This window comes from Chthoniobacterales bacterium, assembly GCA_036569045.1.
Lineage (GTDB): Bacteria > Verrucomicrobiota > Verrucomicrobiia > Chthoniobacterales > JAATET01 > JAATET01.
Genome location: DATCRI010000066.1, coordinates 1 through 18,031, shown reverse-complemented (window position 1 = coordinate 18,031; position 18,031 = coordinate 1). Strand labels below are relative to the sequence as shown.

At 67.6% G+C, this 18,031-nt stretch carries 7 protein-coding genes; 2 read left to right on the top strand and 5 right to left on the bottom strand.

Annotated features, from left to right (window positions below; genetic code table 11):
• The first annotated feature begins 6 nt into the window (after nucleotides 1-6).
• Together VIM61_12570 and VIM61_12565 are read left to right on the top strand one after the other, a co-directional pair.
• The gene (locus VIM61_12570; protein HEY8901238.1) at nucleotides 7-1,356 is read left to right on the top strand and encodes a sulfatase-like hydrolase/transferase; all 1,350 of its coding nucleotides are present in this window, start codon (nucleotides 7-9) and stop codon (nucleotides 1,354-1,356) included.
• A gap of 50 nt (nucleotides 1,357-1,406) precedes the next feature.
• A complete protein-coding gene (locus VIM61_12565) occupies nucleotides 1,407-1,973 on the top strand; it encodes a hypothetical protein (protein ID HEY8901237.1) in 567 nt (188 codons plus the stop codon).
• A 59-nt stretch (nucleotides 1,974-2,032) separates the two neighbouring features.
• Here the strand turns inward: VIM61_12565 and VIM61_12560 are convergent, their stop codons facing one another.
• From VIM61_12560 to VIM61_12540, 5 genes are all read right to left on the bottom strand, one after another.
• Nucleotides 2,033-13,819 (bottom strand): filamentous hemagglutinin family protein, encoded by an 11,787-nt coding sequence (locus VIM61_12560; protein HEY8901236.1) that lies wholly within the window; start codon nucleotides 13,817-13,819, stop codon nucleotides 2,033-2,035.
• 177 nt (nucleotides 13,820-13,996) lie between these two features.
• On the bottom strand, nucleotides 13,997-14,869 hold the full coding sequence (locus VIM61_12555; GenBank protein HEY8901235.1) for a peptidylprolyl isomerase: 873 nt from the start codon (nucleotides 14,867-14,869) through the stop codon (nucleotides 13,997-13,999).
• On the bottom strand, nucleotides 14,866-15,495 hold the full coding sequence (locus tag VIM61_12550) for a hypothetical protein (GenBank protein HEY8901234.1): 630 nt from the start codon (nucleotides 15,493-15,495) through the stop codon (nucleotides 14,866-14,868). The genes VIM61_12555 and VIM61_12550 overlap by 4 nt, the downstream gene beginning before the upstream one ends.
• A gap of 5 nt (nucleotides 15,496-15,500) precedes the next feature.
• Nucleotides 15,501-17,579 carry a putative porin gene (locus VIM61_12545; GenBank protein ID HEY8901233.1) on the bottom strand — a complete coding sequence of 693 codons (2,079 nt, stop codon included), beginning with the start codon at nucleotides 17,577-17,579 and terminating at the stop codon, nucleotides 15,501-15,503.
• A gap of 25 nt (nucleotides 17,580-17,604) precedes the next feature.
• A partial coding sequence (locus VIM61_12540; protein HEY8901232.1) for a TonB family protein occupies nucleotides 17,605-18,031 on the bottom strand: 427 nt, incomplete at its 5' end.

Genomic DNA, 18,031 nt, shown 5'->3' with positions numbered 1-18,031 from the left:
TCCGTCATGTCGCCGCGGAATATCCTCCTCCTCATGGCGGACGAGCTCCGCTTCGACCTGCCGGGCTTCATGGGCAATCCCATCGCCCGCACGCCCACGCTCGACCGCCTCGCCCGCGGCGCCGTCGTCTTCGACAACGCCTACACGCCGTCGCCGGTGTGCGTGCCCGCGCGGCAATGCATCGCCACCGGCAAATACCCGCTTCACACCGGCTGCGAGCGCTTCGGCGAGGACCTCCCGCCCGGCGCGCGCACCTTCGCCCGCACGTTTTCCGAGGCGGGTTACCTCACCGTCGCCTGCGGCAAGCTGCATCACCGCGGGCCAGACCAGATGCAGGGATGGCTCCAGCGCATCGGGGCCGAGACGGCCGTGCAATGGCCGAATACCTTCGGCGCCGAGGGCCGGGAGCAGATCGGCCGGCTGAAGTGGCGCGGCGTCGAGGAACTCGAGATCGCCGGCCCTGGCACGTCCCCGCTCTCGCTGCACGACCGCCACACCGTCGACGGCGCGATCGACTTCCTTCGCATGCACTTCGAGGGCATGTATCGCCGCACGGCGGACATCCCGCCGCTGCTGCTCATGGTCAGCCTCCAGCAACCGCATTTTCCGCTGCTCGCCGACGCCGATCTCTTCGCCCATTACCACGACATCGTGCGTCCCCGCCTGCGCGAAGAGGCGCCGTGGCACCCCGTCCTCGGCCGCAACGCGCTGCCCTGCGGCGAGCAGGTCACGCCCGCGCAGGTCCGCAACGCCACCGCCGCCTACTACGCGCTCGTCGAGAAAACGGACCAGGAATTCGGCCGCGTGCTCGCCGCGCTCGAGAGCCACGGCCAGAACCTCGACGACTGGCTCATCGTCGGCCTGTCCGACCACGGCGACATGCTCGGCGAGCACGCGCTGTGGGAGAAACGCCGCTTCTACGAAGGCAGCGCCCGCGTGCCGCTCTTCCTCCGCGCGCCGGATCTCTGGCCCGCCGCCCGCCGCCGGGAAAACGTCAGCACGATCGACCTCTTCCCCACGCTCTGCGCGGTGGCCGGCCTCGACACGCCCGACGATCTCGACGCCCGCAGTCTCGTGCCGCTGCTCGAAGGCCGCCGGGAAGGCTGGCTCAACGACACCTTCTGCCAGCTCGACCTCGACGAATTCATGCTCAAGCGGGGGAATCTGAAATACCTGACCTTCGGCGAAAAAGGCCCCGACGTGCTCTTCGATCTCGCCAGCGATCCCGGCGAAACGACGAACCGCATCGCCGACGACAACTATTTCGCGCGCGGCATGGAAATGCGCGACGACCTCATGGCGTTCATCGCCACCCGGCGCGGCGGGGCCGACCTTTCCGCAACGTCACGGAATTGACACATTGTCCGCCTTGCGACGGGTCACCCGGGCGCTAGCGTTCACAACTCATGCCCTGGTCCGGTCGTCTCTCGTGCACAGTCCTCCTTGCCCTCGCGGGGCTGGCGAACGTGCGCGCCGCGGACCCGACACCCACGCCGACCCCGGAGCCGACGCCCATTCCCAACACCGTGGATCTGTCCAAGTTCCGGGGCCGCTTCCAGGGTGGATCGGAGGTCACCCTCGACTCCGGGGAGCAGCACCTCGGCACCTCGCGGGCCCGCATTTCGACCAGTCACCGCACCGCCGCCCGCCTCGTCATCAAGGCGACCATCAAGGGGGGCAAACGCGAGATCGAGATCGGCAACACATTTTTCTTCAACGCCGGCGGCGTCGTGCACGGAAAATACCTCGCCCCGGGCATTCTCGACGAAAAGCGCTTCGAAGGCCTTTACACCGCGACGCTCCGGCGCATCACGTTCAGCGGCGCCTACAGGCTCGGCGACCTCACCGGCCGCGCCACCGGCACCCTCACCTCCGGCAAGCGCGGCCGCTTCACGCTGCGCTACCAGATCTTCCCGGGCGAAAGCGTCGTTCCCGCCTACTCCTACCAGTATTCGGGCCGGATTCCCCGCTAGGGGCCGGCTCCCTCCTTTCGCCCCGCACGACGCGGGGCCTTTTCCTGCGGTCCGGGCAATCAGCCTTCGCCGCCGTAGCCGAGCACCTCGACCGTGAAGTCGGACGGGGCTTCCTCGCTCTGCGCCGGGTTGCGCGCCTGATTCGCCACGCTGTTCGCCGCGGCATTGGCCGCGCCGGCGGTGTTCGAGGCCGAAGTCAGTCCGGCGATGTTCGGAGCAGCGACGGTCGGCGCGGAAGGCGGACCCGAGACCGTGCCGGCGGCCGCAATGTTGCTCGCATTGAGGACCGTATCGGCGGCGATCGTGATGTTGCCCGACGCGCGGATGCCCGCGTCCCCCGCGTCGACGGTGCCGACCGGCGCAATGAGGTCGATGTTCGACGGCGCCACCCCCGCCACCGTCGCGAGGGCGCCGATGCCGCCACCCGTGGAGAGGCCGGCGAGATCGGTCTCGAGGGCGGCGCTTTGCGGATCGAGGATCACGCGGGCCGGGGGCGCGCTGGCCACGGTGCGGGAGGCCGCGCCGGCCGCGATGTCGCCGGTGGACGACCAGATCACCATGTCGCCGCCGCGAAGCGTGAAAATACGGCCGACGCCGAGGCTCACGTCCTGGTCGGTGAGAATGTCGATGTCGCCACCGGTCTCGGTAATGATGCCGGGCGGAATCTCGGGATTGCCGATCACGACGTCGGCCAGACGGAGGTTGCCGCCGGGGACGAGGATGGAGATGTCGCCACCGTTGCGCGTGCGAATGTCGCGGCCTTGCGCGAACACGTCACCGCGCCATTTGCGAGCGTTGAAGAGCGTCGCGATCGCCTCGTAGCCGGGATCGTAGGCGGAGCTGCGCAGGTAGTTCGGGCTGGCGGCATCCGCGCGATCGCGGGCGGTGTCGCTGAGCACGCGGAAGAGGAACTTGATGGCCGCGCGACTTTGCTCCTCGGGCGTGAGGTCTTCCAGCGTTGCCGCCGGCGTGTCCGAAGCAGCGGTCATCTCGGCTACAATGGCCGCGAAACGTTCGTCGTCGGCATAGGCGTCGAGGAATCCCGCGAAATCGAGGGCGGAGTCGAGCAGGCTGGTCGCCTTGCCGATGCCGGCGGCGATCTCGACGCTCGCGCCGTCGAAGGGCAGGTAGGGGTTGCGGCGGTTGCCGATCGTGGTGATGCCGGTGGCGGTGCCGTCGTCGTTGCTCGCGCCAGTGCCGAGATCGAGATTGCGGCCGGCGAGCACTTCGAGCGTGCCGGGACCGCTCACCTGGATGTCGCCCGCCTGCGGGACCTGATCCTCGATGCTGCCGGCGATGATGTTTCCGGTCGCAAAGGCCGCGGAACGCAGCGGGGAGTTCGCGTTGTAGGCGGTGATGTTGCGGCCAGCGGCGATCGTCGTGGTATCCGTCGCTGCGAGATTCTGGATGTAGAACGAGATGTCGCTGATGTCGCGCTTCGCGATGATGCGGGCGCGCTTTGGCGAGAAGAGCGTGAGACCGGAGATGTCGCCCTCCGCGGCGTAGAGACGCAACGGTTCCTCGTCCTCCGCATGCAGGCCGGGGCTGTGCAGGGCCTGCTTGGTTGCGAGCACGGCATTCACCGCGCCGCTTTCCTCAAACAGGATGTCGACGAAGTTCAGGAAGTCCGTGCCGCTGCGGCGGGCGGTGGTCTCGTTCGCGACGAGCGTCTGGTAGGCGAACGGCCGGGCCGGACCGGGAACGGAGCTCGGCGAGGCGTCGGAGACGTTGATCTGCGACGAATACCACGTGGTGAGGCCGAGCGAGTTCACGCCGTTCGGCTGGAGGCCGTTGATCGAGCCACCGGCCACGATGTCGAGCGTGCCCTTGGAGGCGGGCGAGAGCGTGATGTTGCCGACGAGGTTCACATCGCCGGACGGCGCGGCGAGCCGCAGCGCGCCGGGCATGAGGGCGGCGACGCCCTGGAACGAGGTGACGTCGGTCTCGACAAGCCGCAGCCACGGCTGAGAGTTCGAGGGGTTGTCGGTATTGAACCGGAGCACGCGATTCAGCCACTGGTAGAGCAGAGGCTCGGCGCCACCGCCCTGGATGACAGATTCCGTGCGAAGGCTGATCGCTCCGCCGAGCGAGAGGACGTCGACGGAATCGGACGGCGCGTAGGTCGAGAACCAGGTCTTGTAGCGGGGCGCGTTGTTGATGCCCTGCGGCAGCAGGAACGGATTCGCCACGGGACCGAGCAGGATGTCGCCGCGGGCCGAGATGTCGAAGCTGCCCTTGCCGAGGAACAGCGTGGTCGGCAGCCACGTCTGCTCGGGCAGCGGTTCGGAGTTCGTGAGGATCGTCTGCGAGGGCGAACGCGTGGCGTTCGTCGTGATGGAATCTCCGGCGATGAGCGTGCCTTCGCCGCGTTCGACATAGAAGACGCCCCCGTTGATCTCGCGGCCGGCGTCCACGAGGATGTCGCCGCCGCCGAGCTCGACGAGATGGGATTCGTCCGGTGATCCCATGGGCATGCGGGCATTCGTCGGGGCCACGGCATCGACGTTGCGGACGTCGCGGCCAGCGAGCAGGCTCACGTTGCCGCCGCCAAGCGCGCCGATGCCTTCGAAGAAGTTCGAGAAGTCGATCCACCAGGTCGTCGAGGCGATCTCGCCCTTCGACGACGCGCCGAATTCGCCCGTCGACAGATCGACGTAGCCGCGGCGATACAGCCAGTTCATCGGGAGCTGGCGCGAGGAGTCGTCGGTAATCACGCCGGCCGATGTGCGGAGGAAGTGCGCGATGTCGCCGCCTGCCGTGATCGAGACATTGCCGCCGCCGAGCGAGTATTGGACGGGATACGGAGGCGTGAGGACGACTTCGCCCAGGCCCGATCCCGAGGAGCTGAAACCGAGCTGCGGGAGCTGGAACCTGCCGCCGAGGGTGGGGTCGTCGACCAGCGTGCCGGCGGTGTAGATCGTCGCGAACTGGTTGAGGAGCTGCACGTCGCGACCGGCGGCGATCTCGATGTCGCCACTGCCGGTGCGGATGACCTGGTAGCGGGACTGCGCATTCTGGGCGACGAAATTGCTGATGGAGGCAGGATTTGCCGACTGCGTGGTGACGCCGAGAATCGCGCTGAGCGTGACGGCGAAGTTGCCCGAGGGATTCGAGACGCCGCCGTCGGGGGCGTTCTTGCCGAGACGCAGGGATCCGAGGTTCTTGCCGAGGCTCGAGATGGGGAGCACCTGCGCGAAGTCCGCCGCGGTGAGGTCACCGCCGGCGGTGAGACGGATCGACCACGATTGGGAATTCGCGGGCAGCGCGGGGTTCGAGTCGAGCAACGGCGCGAGGAACGAGAGCGCCGGACGGGTGTCGTCGATGGCAAAGCCGTCCTGGATGGCGTTGAACATCACGATGTCGCCGGAGGCGCGCAGCGTGAGGACGCCGGGCACGCTCTTCGGACCGAAGCGATAGGACGCGAGATTCCAGTCGTTCGACGCCGCGGAGCCCTGCGAGCCGAGCGTAAGATTGCCGCGGCGGTTGATGATCTCCACACCCGGGCGGATGCTCAGGATGGAATCGAGACCGGGCCTGTCTTCGAGGATGCGGGCGAGCATCGCGTCGTAGCCGGCGGAGGCGACCCCGGCATCGCCGAGGAAGGCAATGGCATCGTCCTTGATCTTCTTGCGCACGCCGGTGACGGCATCGGTGATCGTGCCGGGAGAGTTCGCCACGAGCGAGTCGTTCAGGTCGTAGAGCTTGTAGCCTTCCACGAGGATGTGCGACGCGCCGTGGATCGTGCCGGCGATCGGGGCGATCTGCACATCGTCGTTCGAGGCCGTGCGGGGCGCGCGCAGATGCAGCAGGCCCTGGAACTGGCCGACACTCTCGCTGCTCGCATTGGCGGCGGCGACCGAGAGATCGAGATCGGAGCCTTCGCGAATCTGGAGAATGCCCGGACCGGCCGCACCGTCCTTCTGGGCACCGGCCTCGAGGAGGATCGAGCCGCCCTTGCCCGCCGAGTCGAAATTCACGCCCGCGACAGTGAGCTCCGCATTGGAGCCCAGCACGAGATCGCCGTAGGCCTGCAGGCGAATGAGACCGCCCGTGTCGCCGGAAGCATCGATGCGACCGTTGACCGTGATCGAGCCGGAGTCGGCCGACAGATCGAAGCGGTGTGCGCGGATTTCGCCGCCGAGATCGACATCGCCCTCGCGCACGCGGAACGAGCGGCGCTCGAAGAAGCCGGCATCGTCGAGCCGGGTGTTCAGCGCGGCCAGACCGCCGGCTTTCTGGACATCGAGCAGGAAGCTGCCGCTCGCGCCGCGATGGCCTCCCGTGCCGAGAAGGGTGCCGTCGAGCGCGACGTCGCCCTGCGGGACGCGAATCGCGAGCGTGCCCGCGTCGCCAGCCCGGCGCTGCGCGGCGAGCGCGAGCGTGGCGGTCGAAGCGACCTTCACGTCGCCGGCGAGGGCGTCGAGCGTGATCTGGCCAGCGCTCGTGTAGGTGACGCGATCGAACGTCGCAATCTCCGCGCCGCCGACGTCGAGGCGACCTCCCACGTTCACATCGCCCTCGGTGGCGCGCAGGGTGATGCCGCCACTCGGCAGCAGGATGTCGCCCGTCACCGTGACGCCGGAGCCCTGGAGCGAGAGGCTCGCGCCGATGCCCGGCTTCATGCTGGATTCGTCCGCCAGCGCGTTGGAGAGCACGCGCAACTCGCCGCCCGCGCGCACGGAACTCGTCGTCGCGCTGTCGCCGGTGACGAGCGGTGTGAGTGCGAGCAGGTCGCCCTGCACGCGGAGCCGGGAATCGCCGATGAATCGCAGGCTCGAGGCAGCCTCGAGGGTGACGGAATCGTAGTTGTCGATCGCAAGGCGACCGCGGCCGATCCTGATCGTGTCCGCGGAGAACGTGAGCCGGCCCGAGGTTTCGGTGTCGGCACCCGGACTGGTCGCGCCGCCGGCATTGTCGAGGATGATGCTGCCCGCCGAGAAGGCCGCGCGCCCGCCGGCCTGGTCGAATCCGCGAATCTCGCCGGCGTGAAGCTCGAGGGTGCCGTCGATCGAGAAACGACCGGAGCCAACGATGTCGATCGACGAGTAGCTGAGCAGCTTGAGGCCTTCGACGCCCTGCAAATCGCGCAGCGCCGTTCCCGCGAGGACGAGGCCGTTGGTCGAAGGACCGACGCCGAATTCGTCGAGGCGAAGCGTGATCTGGCCGCTGTCGAGCGTGACGTAATCGGCCTGCAGGCGGGCGCCGGGGCTGAGCGACGTGGCCGCACTGGAATCGAGAATGAGGCTGCGTCCCGAGACGGATGCGCCGCTCGCAATCGTCATGACCGGCGTGCCGGACGGCGTGAAATTCGAACGCATGATGGCCGCAGCCGGGTCGCTGCTGACGCGCAGCAGCAGGCCGTCACCGTCCACGAGCAGGCGCTCGGCTTCCCCGACCTGAATGCCCGATTGCGCGACCTTCGCTCCCGGGGCGAGCGTGAGGGACTCGCGAGAGGCGAGGATGACCTCAGGCCCCTGCAACGCGATGCGCGAATTCTCGAGCGTGACGTTGCCGGTGGCGACCGTAAGGACGGTGCCGTCTTCGCCGGGCTCGGAACGGACGCCGCCGAGCAGCAGGCTCTCCGCGCCGAGCGACGAGAGACGACCGGAGGTGAGGATGATCGTATCTTCCGGTCGCTTCGCGGGGGCCTGGTCGACAACGAGAATGTCCTGCGGGGTGCTGATGTCGATCGAGGCGCCGCGGCCGCCATTCTGCGCCAGCGAGCGCACGGTGCTGTTCAGGCGGAGATTGTCCTGAGCATGGAACACGAGGTGGCCTGCGTCGCGCGGCAGGCGCGGCACGGCGGCTTCGACTTCGCGAGCCTTGCGGCGCATGAAGCTGTTCGCGGAGAAGACTTCGTAGGTGGCGCGAGCGCCGACGACATCCGCAGGGGCAACCTCGAATCGCGCAAGCCGTTCGCCGGCCTGGCTGGCGGCATTGAGGCTGTTGAAGCGGTAGCCGGAGACAAGGCTCGAGCCGTCGGGCATGGCGATCGAGCCAATCGCGGCGCCGGATTGCGGCGTGACGAGGAACGCGCCGGGCAGCAGCGCGTAGCGGGCCGGGAGCAGCGTGTAGTCACCCTCGGGCAGACCCGCGCTGGCTCCGAGATGGACGCGATCGCCGACGCTTAGACGGGAATTCGCGTAGCCGGTCATCGGCGTGTCGCCCTGACCAAAGGTGGGATCGAAGGTGCCCTGCGCGGCGTCGGTCTGGTTGAACGGCGCGTAAGGCATGAAATTCGAGCGATAGCTGGGGACGACCGCAAAGCTGCTGTCCGACGCGAGAATGTCCCGCGAGCCGCCGATCCCGGGCACCCACCGATACGCGAGGAGGTCGCCGCCGCCGCTGATGTCGATCGTTGCACCGCCGCCCGCGTTCAGGCGACGGGCCGAGAGGCGGACGGATTTCGACGGGCCGCCCGAGACGCTGATGTCGATACCGCGCGGATCGATCCACGAATCGGAATTCGTCACGATGCCGTAGGGAATCGTAATGCCGCCGGTGTGGGCATCCACGGCGGAAACGGAGGTCTCGCTGCCGGGCGTGAGGAAGAGGCGGCGGGCGATCGGCACGTCCGAGGCCGTGGGCTTGCCCTGCGCGCTGGTGTTCGATCCGACGATGTTGCTCGTCGGCGCATCGCCGGTGCCGTCCCAGCCGAGATTGATCGAGCCCAGCGGCGCGCGCAGGACGCCCCCCTGGATGATCTCGCTCGCGTAGAGGTTCAGCGTGCCGCCGGCCGAGAGCGGCAGCGGCCGGTCGCCCGAGCCGGTGATCGTGATCGAACCGCGATGCAGGCGGAGCTGCGATCTCGTGAACGGCTTCTCCTGGTCCTGCGGGAGCGGCGCGAGGCGGTAGTCGAAGGCCTCGATCGTGAACGTGGCGCCCGAAACGGGATAGACCTGGCCGGCGACGATGTTCAGCTTGCCGGGCACGGCGAACTCGCCCTGCCCGCGAATGTCGCCATTCGGCGCCAGCAGGTCGGTGCGATGAACACCGCGCACCGCGAGGTTGCCGATGTCGATGAGGCTGGCCTGGACGGTGAGGCTGCCGTGGCCGCGGCGCAGGCCGAAGTAGAACGGACGGTTCGCCTCGAAGGGATCGGTGATGCGGGGATCCTCCGGACGCAGCGGCCCGGTGAACGGCCGGCCAAGCGCCACATAGGGCGCCTTCAGCTTCACGTCCCCGTCAGCCACGAGGATGCCGCCGGTGGCCACGGTCAGAGCCTGTCGCGCGGCGATCGTCACGTCGCCGGAGAAACGCACGTTGCCGCCGAGTTCCAGCGTGTCGAAACCACCCTCGGTGAAGCGATCCGCCTCGAAATAGCCGCGCGCGGCGACCGGCGTGCCATCCGGACGCAGCACGCGAGAGCCGATGCCCCGGACATCCGCGACAAGCGGCGCATTTTCCTTCGCCGGGGGCCTAACGCCATCTTCGCCCTTGGGCTCCGGCTGGGGAACGAGGTCGGGCAGCATGCCTCCGCTCTGGCGAACGGTGAGATTGATATCGGTCGGGAGCGTCTCTTCGTTTGGCGCGTAGAAACGTCCGGAGGAAACCGCCAGCGTGCCGCCCTGGGCGGTCGGGCCGCCCGCGTTGCCGAGCAGGCGGGACTCGACGAAGAGCATTTCCGAGCCCTCGAGCGTGATGCTGCCGGCGTCGCTTTCGAGCAGGGTGGGAACGGTCATGCGGCTGAAGAGCGGCGTCGTGAGACCGCTGGTGACCGGAACGACCTGCGCCGCGAAGTCGACTTCGCCAGGCTCGAGGTCGAGCACGCCGCTCGTGCCGGAGACATCCATCAGCGAGCCGGGCTCGGCGATCACGTTTCCGGAGACGGCGATGGTGCCGCCGGAAAGAACGGAGCCCTTGCGGTGACCGAACGGATCGGGCGTTGGCAGAATCGTGCCGGCGGCATTGAGACGGCTCTCCGCGCCGATATAAACGGTCGCTCGCGCGGCCTCGTTGACGACTTCGCCCTGCACGACCTTCGGCCAGCGACTGCCGCCCTTCACGGTGATGGATCCGCCGGGCGCGTCGACCGAACCGAGCACGGAAACGGTATCGCCCGCGAGGGTCACGCTGCCGGCGGGGCCGACCTGCAGAAGCGAGCCTTCGCCCATCTCGAGGTCGCCGCGCACGAAGCGCTTCACGTTGAGATAGCTGCCGGAGCCCTTCGCCTGGAACGCGAGGCTGACGGGCGCGCGTTCCCCTTCGGACAGGATGGTGTCCTCGATCGTCAGGCCATCCGCGCCCACGGGGCGGGCCAGCCAGCTCGTCACGCGCGGTTTGAGCCAGAGGTCGGACTCGATCGTCAGCCCGGGCGCAAAGCGATTCTCGGGAATGTCGCGGAGCGCGACCTCCGCGGGCAGGCGCGCGTCGCCGGCGAAGGGATCCGGACGCTGGATTGCGGAGCCGATGCCCGTGAGGGAGAAGCTCGTGAAGCCGCCACGATTGAAGAAGTCCGGTGTCACGTCGAACGTGCGCGAAGAATTGTCCGCCTCCGAGGCGACGCGAACGCGCATGGCCTGCACGGCGAGCGAGCCGCCGGCGGCGCCGGAATAGCCGCGCAACTCGCCGCCGAGCGTGAGTTTGCCCCCGGCGATGGGTTCCGTGCCGGTCTTGTAGGAGCCGATCGCCTCGCCGCGCTTGCCGGGGTCGCGGCCGGCGAGAATCGTGATCGAACCCGCGTCGCCGTAGGCCACCTTCGCCTGCGGGCTCACCTCGATGCCTCCCGAGACGTCGACGACACTGCCCGGCGCGAGCGCGGCCTCGAACGCGGCAATGGTCACGCGGCCGCCATTGCGCTGGAGCGGGAGCGAGAAGGGATCCTCCGTCGTGAATCGCTGGTCGACGACGAGACCCGCCGTGTCGAGCCGCGCGCCGGAGCGCAGGAAGAAGCGGCCCGCCGATTCCTTCAGACCGGGAAACAGCTGGGTGAGCTGATATTCGGGTCCGGTTTCCGGCGTGGCGTATTTTTGCAGCCGGTCGAACTCGTAAGGCGACACCTGGTAGGCGGTGAAGCTGAGGTCGCCGCCGGGCGCGACGAGATCGCCGCGGATGTCGATGCGCGCTCCCTCGAAGTCGATGACGCCGCCGGGCGTCGTCTCCATCGTCACGCCTTCGTTCACCACGATAGCGCCTTCCGGATTCACCACGGTGAGCGAGCCAAAGCCGTCGTGATTCACGAGGTCGGATGAGAACACGACTTCCTTCCGGCGCGCGCGGTCGAGCGGCAGCGGCTTTCTCGCATCATCCAGCGCGAATTCCGATTGCTCGGGCAGGCTGACGTTCGGATCGAAAATCACCTTCGGCGGGCGCGGCGACGCGATCTGCGGCAGGATCGTCCCGGCGACATCGATGAGCTGCTCGCCACTGAACTCGAAGCGCAGCTTGCTCGCCTCCGGAAGGTCGGTGTGGCCGGAGGAGTCGCGCAGCTGACGCGGGCCCGCCACCGTCTGGCCGCGCAGGTTGCCATCCACAGCCATCGTCGGCGCCTTGATGCTGATCGAGCCACCCGCGCCGCCGGAGACGTAGGCGCTCTCGTAGTGGCGATTCGAGAACGTGAAGGGATTTCCATACGTCTCGGTGATGCCCCATTTCGGATGCGACTTCGTGAAGCCCGTGCCGTAAACGCCGTCGTAGACGAGGTCGGGCGTGGCGTCGGCGATGTCGATGATCTGGCTGCCGGCGGTCACTCGCGTCGTCTCCACGAAGCCACCTTCGTAATTCAGATAGCCGCCGGAAACGTCGATCGTCGACCCTCGCTGGAGCACCACGGAGTTGCCCGCGTTCAGCGTGACACTGCCGCCGTCCTTCGTGAGTTCGCCGACGTTGCGCTCGATGAGGTTTGCAAAGCCCGTGACGTCCGCCAGCGGCGTGCCGACCCAGTCGCGGCCGTTGTAGGAGCCCGATTTCCGGATATCGACGGTCACCTCGACCTGGTTCGCATCGCTCTGGCGGAACGGACCGTCGCGCTGGAGCGGCGAGTCGGCGAACTCCGCGCCACGCAGGCCGAGCGTGAGGATGTTTTCGGAAAGCGGGGCGAAGGCGTCGGCCGTGCCGGAGACGTCGACGAGCGCGTTGCGGTCCACGTAGATCTGCCCGTTCGTGTAGACGAACTGCGATTGCGGCGAGGCCGCGGCATTCACGGGCTCCGTGTAGAGCCACTCGCCGGCCTTGACGACGACCTCGGCATTCGGAGCCTGCAGGATAGTATCGCGGCCGAAGTGGATCGCTCCGCCCTGGATCTCGACGTGCGACGCGAGCGCGAGCGTGGTGCCGATGCGCGTGGCGTCGCTGTCATACTCGGGCAGGATCCGCATCACGCTCTTGCGGCCGAGCGAGACAGTGCCGGTCGAGCGCGGGATGAAGAGCGTGCCCTTCGCCGTCGCGCTGCCTTCCTCGAAGACGGGATTGCCGATCGTGTCGTAGTTCGCGAGCAGGTCGATGCGGCCGTTGAGTTCGACCGACGTCGAGCTCTCGAGGAAGCCATCCTGCCGCACCCGGGAGCCGGCCATCGTGATGTTGCCGCGAGGCGCGTCGACGAGGCCGGTGTTGCGCGCCCGCCCGGCGCTGCGCCGGGCGGTTGCGGTCGGATCGATCACCGCGCCGATGTAGGTATCGAGGCCGCGCAGGCTGGGATCGTCGCCCGAGTGCGCCTGGAAGCCCACCTGCAGGCCGGCGGCAAGGATCGTCTGGCCGTCCGGTGACTCGATCGTGCCGCGATTCTGGACGTTCGCGCCGGCGAGGATGACACGACCGCCGACGTTATCCGCGGAGGTCGGGCTGGTGATCACGGCGCCGCGCCGGACTTCGACGTCTCCCGTGAGCGCGCCGAAGGTCGCGACGAGTCGCTCGGTGGATGTGTTCGCGCCGATCGGGAAAGCCTTCGCGATGCCGGCATCGGTGAGCGTGATCGTCGTGCGCCGTTGCTTGTCCACGCTGAGCGTGTAGTCCTCGCCCGGCACGAGCGTGATGTCCGTCACGCGGGCGTTCTCCCGCACGCTCACCTGCACCTGCGGGGCGGTGTCGGGCGAGAGGACGTTGGCGAAGGTGGCCGACGGCGTCGTCGCGCTGAGAGTCGAGAGAAGATTCTCGGTGCGCTGGTAGTTGAAGAGGAATTCGCCGGACGGATTGTCGAGCACGCCGGAGGCGATGAGGTTGTCGTTGATCGGCAAGGCGGAGGCCGTGAGCGCGCGGGTATTCACCTGGCTGGCGCCGCCGAAGATGATGCCGTTCTGGTTGATGACGTAGACCTGGCCGTCGGCCTTGATGGACCCAAGGATCTGCGACGGGCGCCCGGAGGGGTCGTTCACCTTGTTGAAGGCGATCCACTTCGACGTGTCGCGACCGCCCTTGCTCTGGTCGAAGGTGAGCGTCGTCTTCTCGCCGATATCGAACTTCCGCCAGTTCAGCAACGCCTGCTGCTGCTGCTGGACGATCGTCACGTTCACCTTCCCGCCGCTGCGGCTCTCCGTCGGCAGATCGGCTCCGATCCACAGCCCCGGATCTTCACCCTTCCTTGGCTTCGCGAGATTCTTCGGCACGCCATTCGCGACCTGCAGGCCATTCCGGCCGAGGCCGTCGCGCACGGCGGGCAGGGTGCGGCCAGGGTGCGCCGGATCCTTCAATCCGCCGCCGCTCCGGGTGGCTGACGCCGCCTGCCGCGCGGCCTTCTGCATCGCCTTCATCGCGTCGAGCGCCGCGTTCGTGCGGGCCAGGCGGTCGCGCGCATTGGTCCGCGCCGTCGCCGCGGCATCGGCGCCTGCGCTGGCGCCGGAATTCGCCGTGCGGGCCGACGATTTGTTCAACGCGCCGCCGCCACGCAGGATGTCACCGGCAAAAGCAGTCATGGCGACCGCAAAGGCAACGGCGACGGCTGAACAAATGACACGGAACATGGGCAAACGGCGATTCGGATCGAAAGCGATCCAGAGAATCGGAGGCCCCTCCGCGGAACAACGGACGGTGCGTGAACTTTTCGTCACATTCGATCCCGGGAGTCCGGGATCGAAAAGGGAAAGGCCCGCCTAGTTGGCTGGCTTTTCCATGAGCTTCGAGACGGCGATTTCGTTGATCGCGACCGGGTTCTTTTCGAGCAGGTTGGCGACGTAATCCTGGCTGAGCTCCCGGGCCTTCTGCTCGCGAAGACGGCGAACGAGCGCGTCCTTCACCTCGGGCAGGGTGGCGGTGTAGGCCTCCTTCACGTCGACCATGCGGAGAATGTGCCAGCCGTCGTCGAGACGGATCGGCGCCGAGACGGCGCCCTTCTTGAGCGCGATCGCAGCAGCGCGGATCCCGGGCTGGATCTGCGCCTCGGTAAGCCAGCCGATGTCGCCTCCCTTGGCGGCGCTGGCGGCTTCGTCACTGTTCTCGGTAGCAATTTTCGCGAAGTCGGCCTTCGGTGCTTTCAGGGCGGCAGTCACCGTGGCGAGCTTTGCGGGAGCCGCGGCGTCTTTCGGCGCGGCAATGAATATCTGCGCGAGGCGGATCTGCTTCGGCACGAGCAGGGCGTCCCTGTTCGCGTCGTAGGCGGCCTGGACCTGCGCTTCGCTGGGATAGTCGGCGGGCACCTTGGCCGCGGAGGCGAGGTAGCTCTGCGCGATGGCGTTGTCGCGAAGCTTCTGGAGCGCGGCGGCGACGTCGGGCTGCTGATCCCACTTCGCGGCGAGGGCCTCTTTCAACAGGAGCCTCTGGACGATGAGGGTGCGCAGGAACTGGTTGAGCGCGGCGGGGTCCTTCGCGACGGCGGATTCCTCGGCAGGAGTCAGGTTCTCGAGATAGGGACGCAGGTCGGCGGCGGTGATCTCGGAGTCGCCGACCTGCGCGATGGGCGCATTGTCGGCGGCGATGGCGGTGCTGAACGTGGCGGCGGTGAGCAGGAGGAAAAGGGGCTTTTTCATGGTTTGGCTTTCTGGTCGGCAAGCTTGTCGGCGTTATCCTGGATATAGTTTTCGAATTTGACCTTGCTGACGCCCACAAAGGGCTCGCGGGCGAGGATGGCGTCGCCGAGGCCGTAGCGCTCGTAGCGGTGGAGGATCTCCTTGCCGAGGTCGTAGAGGGCGAGGTTGCGGCGCTCGAGGTCGGCAATCCTGCGATCGGCGAGGATCTTCTGCTGGGCGAGTTCGGCGCGCCGGGCGTCGATCTCCTTCGCCTTGGCGAGGAGCTCGTTGTAGCCCTTCTTCCAGGCGGCGAGGGCCTCGACCTGCTTCGCGTTGCGGGTGTCCTGCGCGGCGAACTTCGCCTCGTAGTCGGCAATGGTCTTGTCCGCGGAGGCCTTGTCGGCGGCGCTTTGCTTCGTGAGTTTGTCGAGCTTTGCGGTGAGGTCCTTGATCGTGGCCTCATCCTGCGCGTGGGTCGCGGTCATCGTGGCGACCTGGCCCTGCGCGTCGCGGAGCTGCAGCGTCATGTTGCGAAGGCCTTCGCGGAGCTTGGCGTTGATGGCGACCTGCGGATCCTCGTCGCCGGCGGCGTGGAGCGCGGCCGGCAGCGCGAGAATGAGGACGAGAATGCGAAACTTGGAGAGCATGGCGCTTAGAATTTGGCGTTGAGGTCGAACTGGACGATGTCTTCCTTGAGCGGCGGACCGGCGATGCTGGTGGCGCTGAGGTAGCGGATGCCGAGGTAGACGTTCTTCGAGAGGGCGAGGTTGCCGCCGATCGTGTAGCCCTTCATGTTCGTGCCGCCGCCGCCGAAGTCGGAGTCGTTGAAGCCGTCGACGACGGAATCGCTCTCGACGTAGCGGTAGCCGCCGAAGATCTGCCAGTCCCAGCGCTTGCCGAGATCGGCGGATCCCACCTGCATCTGGACGATCCACGCAGTGTCGCCGCCGACGAAGTCGCCGATCGAGTCGGAGAGGTTGTCGTCCTGCGCGCCGCGGTTGTTCACCGCTTTCTGGCCAATGTCGCCGGCATTGAACGCCGTGTTCTGCACCCACTCGCCGGAAACGGAGATCACGTAGGGCTCGAAGATCTTGTAATCGAGTTTGAAGTTGAGATCGAGGTTCCGGAACGGCGTGGCGAGGCCGTAATACTGCCACTGGTTCGTGGTGCCGTAGTCGTTGCTGGCGTCGGGCACGATGTTGCGCAGCGCCATGTAGGTGTTGCCTTTCTGCGCGAAGGACGGGCGGCTCGCATCGGTGTCGCCGGCATCGCTGGCGTTTTGCGGCGTGTAGGGCGAGCTGAGTTTGCCCTCGATGTTGTCGAAGTAGTAATACGCGACGCCCATCTTGAACTGGAGGTCCTTCGTGATCTTCCAGTCGAAGCCGCCCTGGATGCCGTAGAGCCATTTGTCGTAGCTCTTGAACTTCTGCGGCTGGTTGGAGGAGAAGTTGAAGTCGGTGTTGTAGACCGGGAAAACGCCGCCCGCGAGGAACGGCGTGAAGCCGCGCACGACCTCGTATTTCGCCTGCAACGCCACGCCGTCGAAGCCGAGGTCGTCATCCCAGACGATCTGCGATGTCGAGAAGAACGGGTTGTCGAAGCGACCCACGGTGAGCGCGAGATTCTTCGTCGGCTGGCCGCCAACTTCGTATTTGATGAACGCGCGGTCGAGCCAGATGGCGTATTTGCTGAAGTTGCCGCCCTGGCCGTTGTAGGGCAGGCCCATGCTCTGGTTCGTCGAGACGGGCGAGTTGTCCTGGCCGGTGGCGACGCGCACGCCAGAGGTGAAGCCCTCGCCGAGGTTCAGATCGGCGCCGAAGCGCGCGCGCAGGCGCAGGCGATTGCGATCCTGGTCGACGTTGAGCTGCGGCGAGAACTGGTCGCCGGCGACGTTGAACGGCGCGCCGGTATTGATGGCGTTGAAATTTGGGAACGCGCCGGTGGCGTCGTTGCCATCGGGGAAATAAACGCCCTCGTAACGCACGCGAATGTCGGCGAAGGGCTTGAAGTTTGGCAGCCAGCTCGGGATGAGCTTCGGCGCAGCCCAGCCTTCGGCGCGAGCCTGGGCCATCACTTCATCCTTCACCTGGTCGCTGATCTGCGACTTCACGATGGAGGGGATGTAGGTCACGCGCACGCTGCCGTCGTCGGCGGGCGGGGGCGGCGTGGCGGCCGTGGCCTGCTGCGCGGCGAGAGTCGCGGCGGCGACCGCCTCCTGCGCGGCAGCCGCCTGCGCCTGCGCCTGCTGGGCGTCCGCCTCGGCCTGCGTGATGAGATCGGCGGCGTCTTCCTTCGAGAGGACGCCCTTTTGCACGAGACGATTGATGAGATTGATCGTGACGTTCTGCGATGGGGTGTTCGGCAGGGGCGCGGCGCCGCCTCCCGAGGCCTGGACTCCCGGGGGCAGCAGCTCGGGACCGCCGGTGGAGGCGGCGAGCTCCGCGTCGCTCGTCGGCATGGCGTCCGTCGCGGGCGCCGGGGGCGGGTTCGCGGCAGGAGCGGGCTGCGTCTCGGGTTTCACCGGGGCTTCCGACTTCGGCGCGGTCTCGGCACGCGGCAGGGCGGACCAGGCGTTCGGATCCGCGGAGGACGAGGTTGCGTTGTTCGCAGCGAGCGCCGGCGAGATGAGTTCCGCCGGCGAGTCGGTGGATTGCGCGAAGGCCCCAAGCAGGGGAAAAAAGAAGAGCGCGCTTCCTCGTCGGAGCAGGCGGCTGGTGGCGTGACGGGTCATGAGAGTCGGATCGTGGACGATGGAATTAACGGGGGCGCTTGGCGGTGATGCGCATCACGATGGGCATGGGCATGCCCTCGGGCGGCGCCGCGGGGAGCTGGAGGCCGGTGAGAACCTGGTCGCGAATGGCGGCGTCGGTCGCGGCATTGCCGGACGAACCTGCGAGCGACGCCCTGACGACGCGGCCCGTGGAATCGGCCCAGACGCGCACCTGCAGCGTGAGCGCGGCGCTGCGGGTGGCCTTGTTTGCCTTGAGAGCGGCGACGACGGAACGCTGCACCTGCCCGGCGTAGTAGCCGTATTTGCTGCCGTTGCCGCCCTTGCCGCCGATGCCGTTTCCAAAGCCATTGCCGGCGCCGGCCACGAGGCCAAGGCCGCTGTCTTCGCCAACGAGGTTTGTGCCGAGCGCGGGCGCCTCCGGGGGCGGGGCGTCCGGCGGTTTCTCCTCGGGC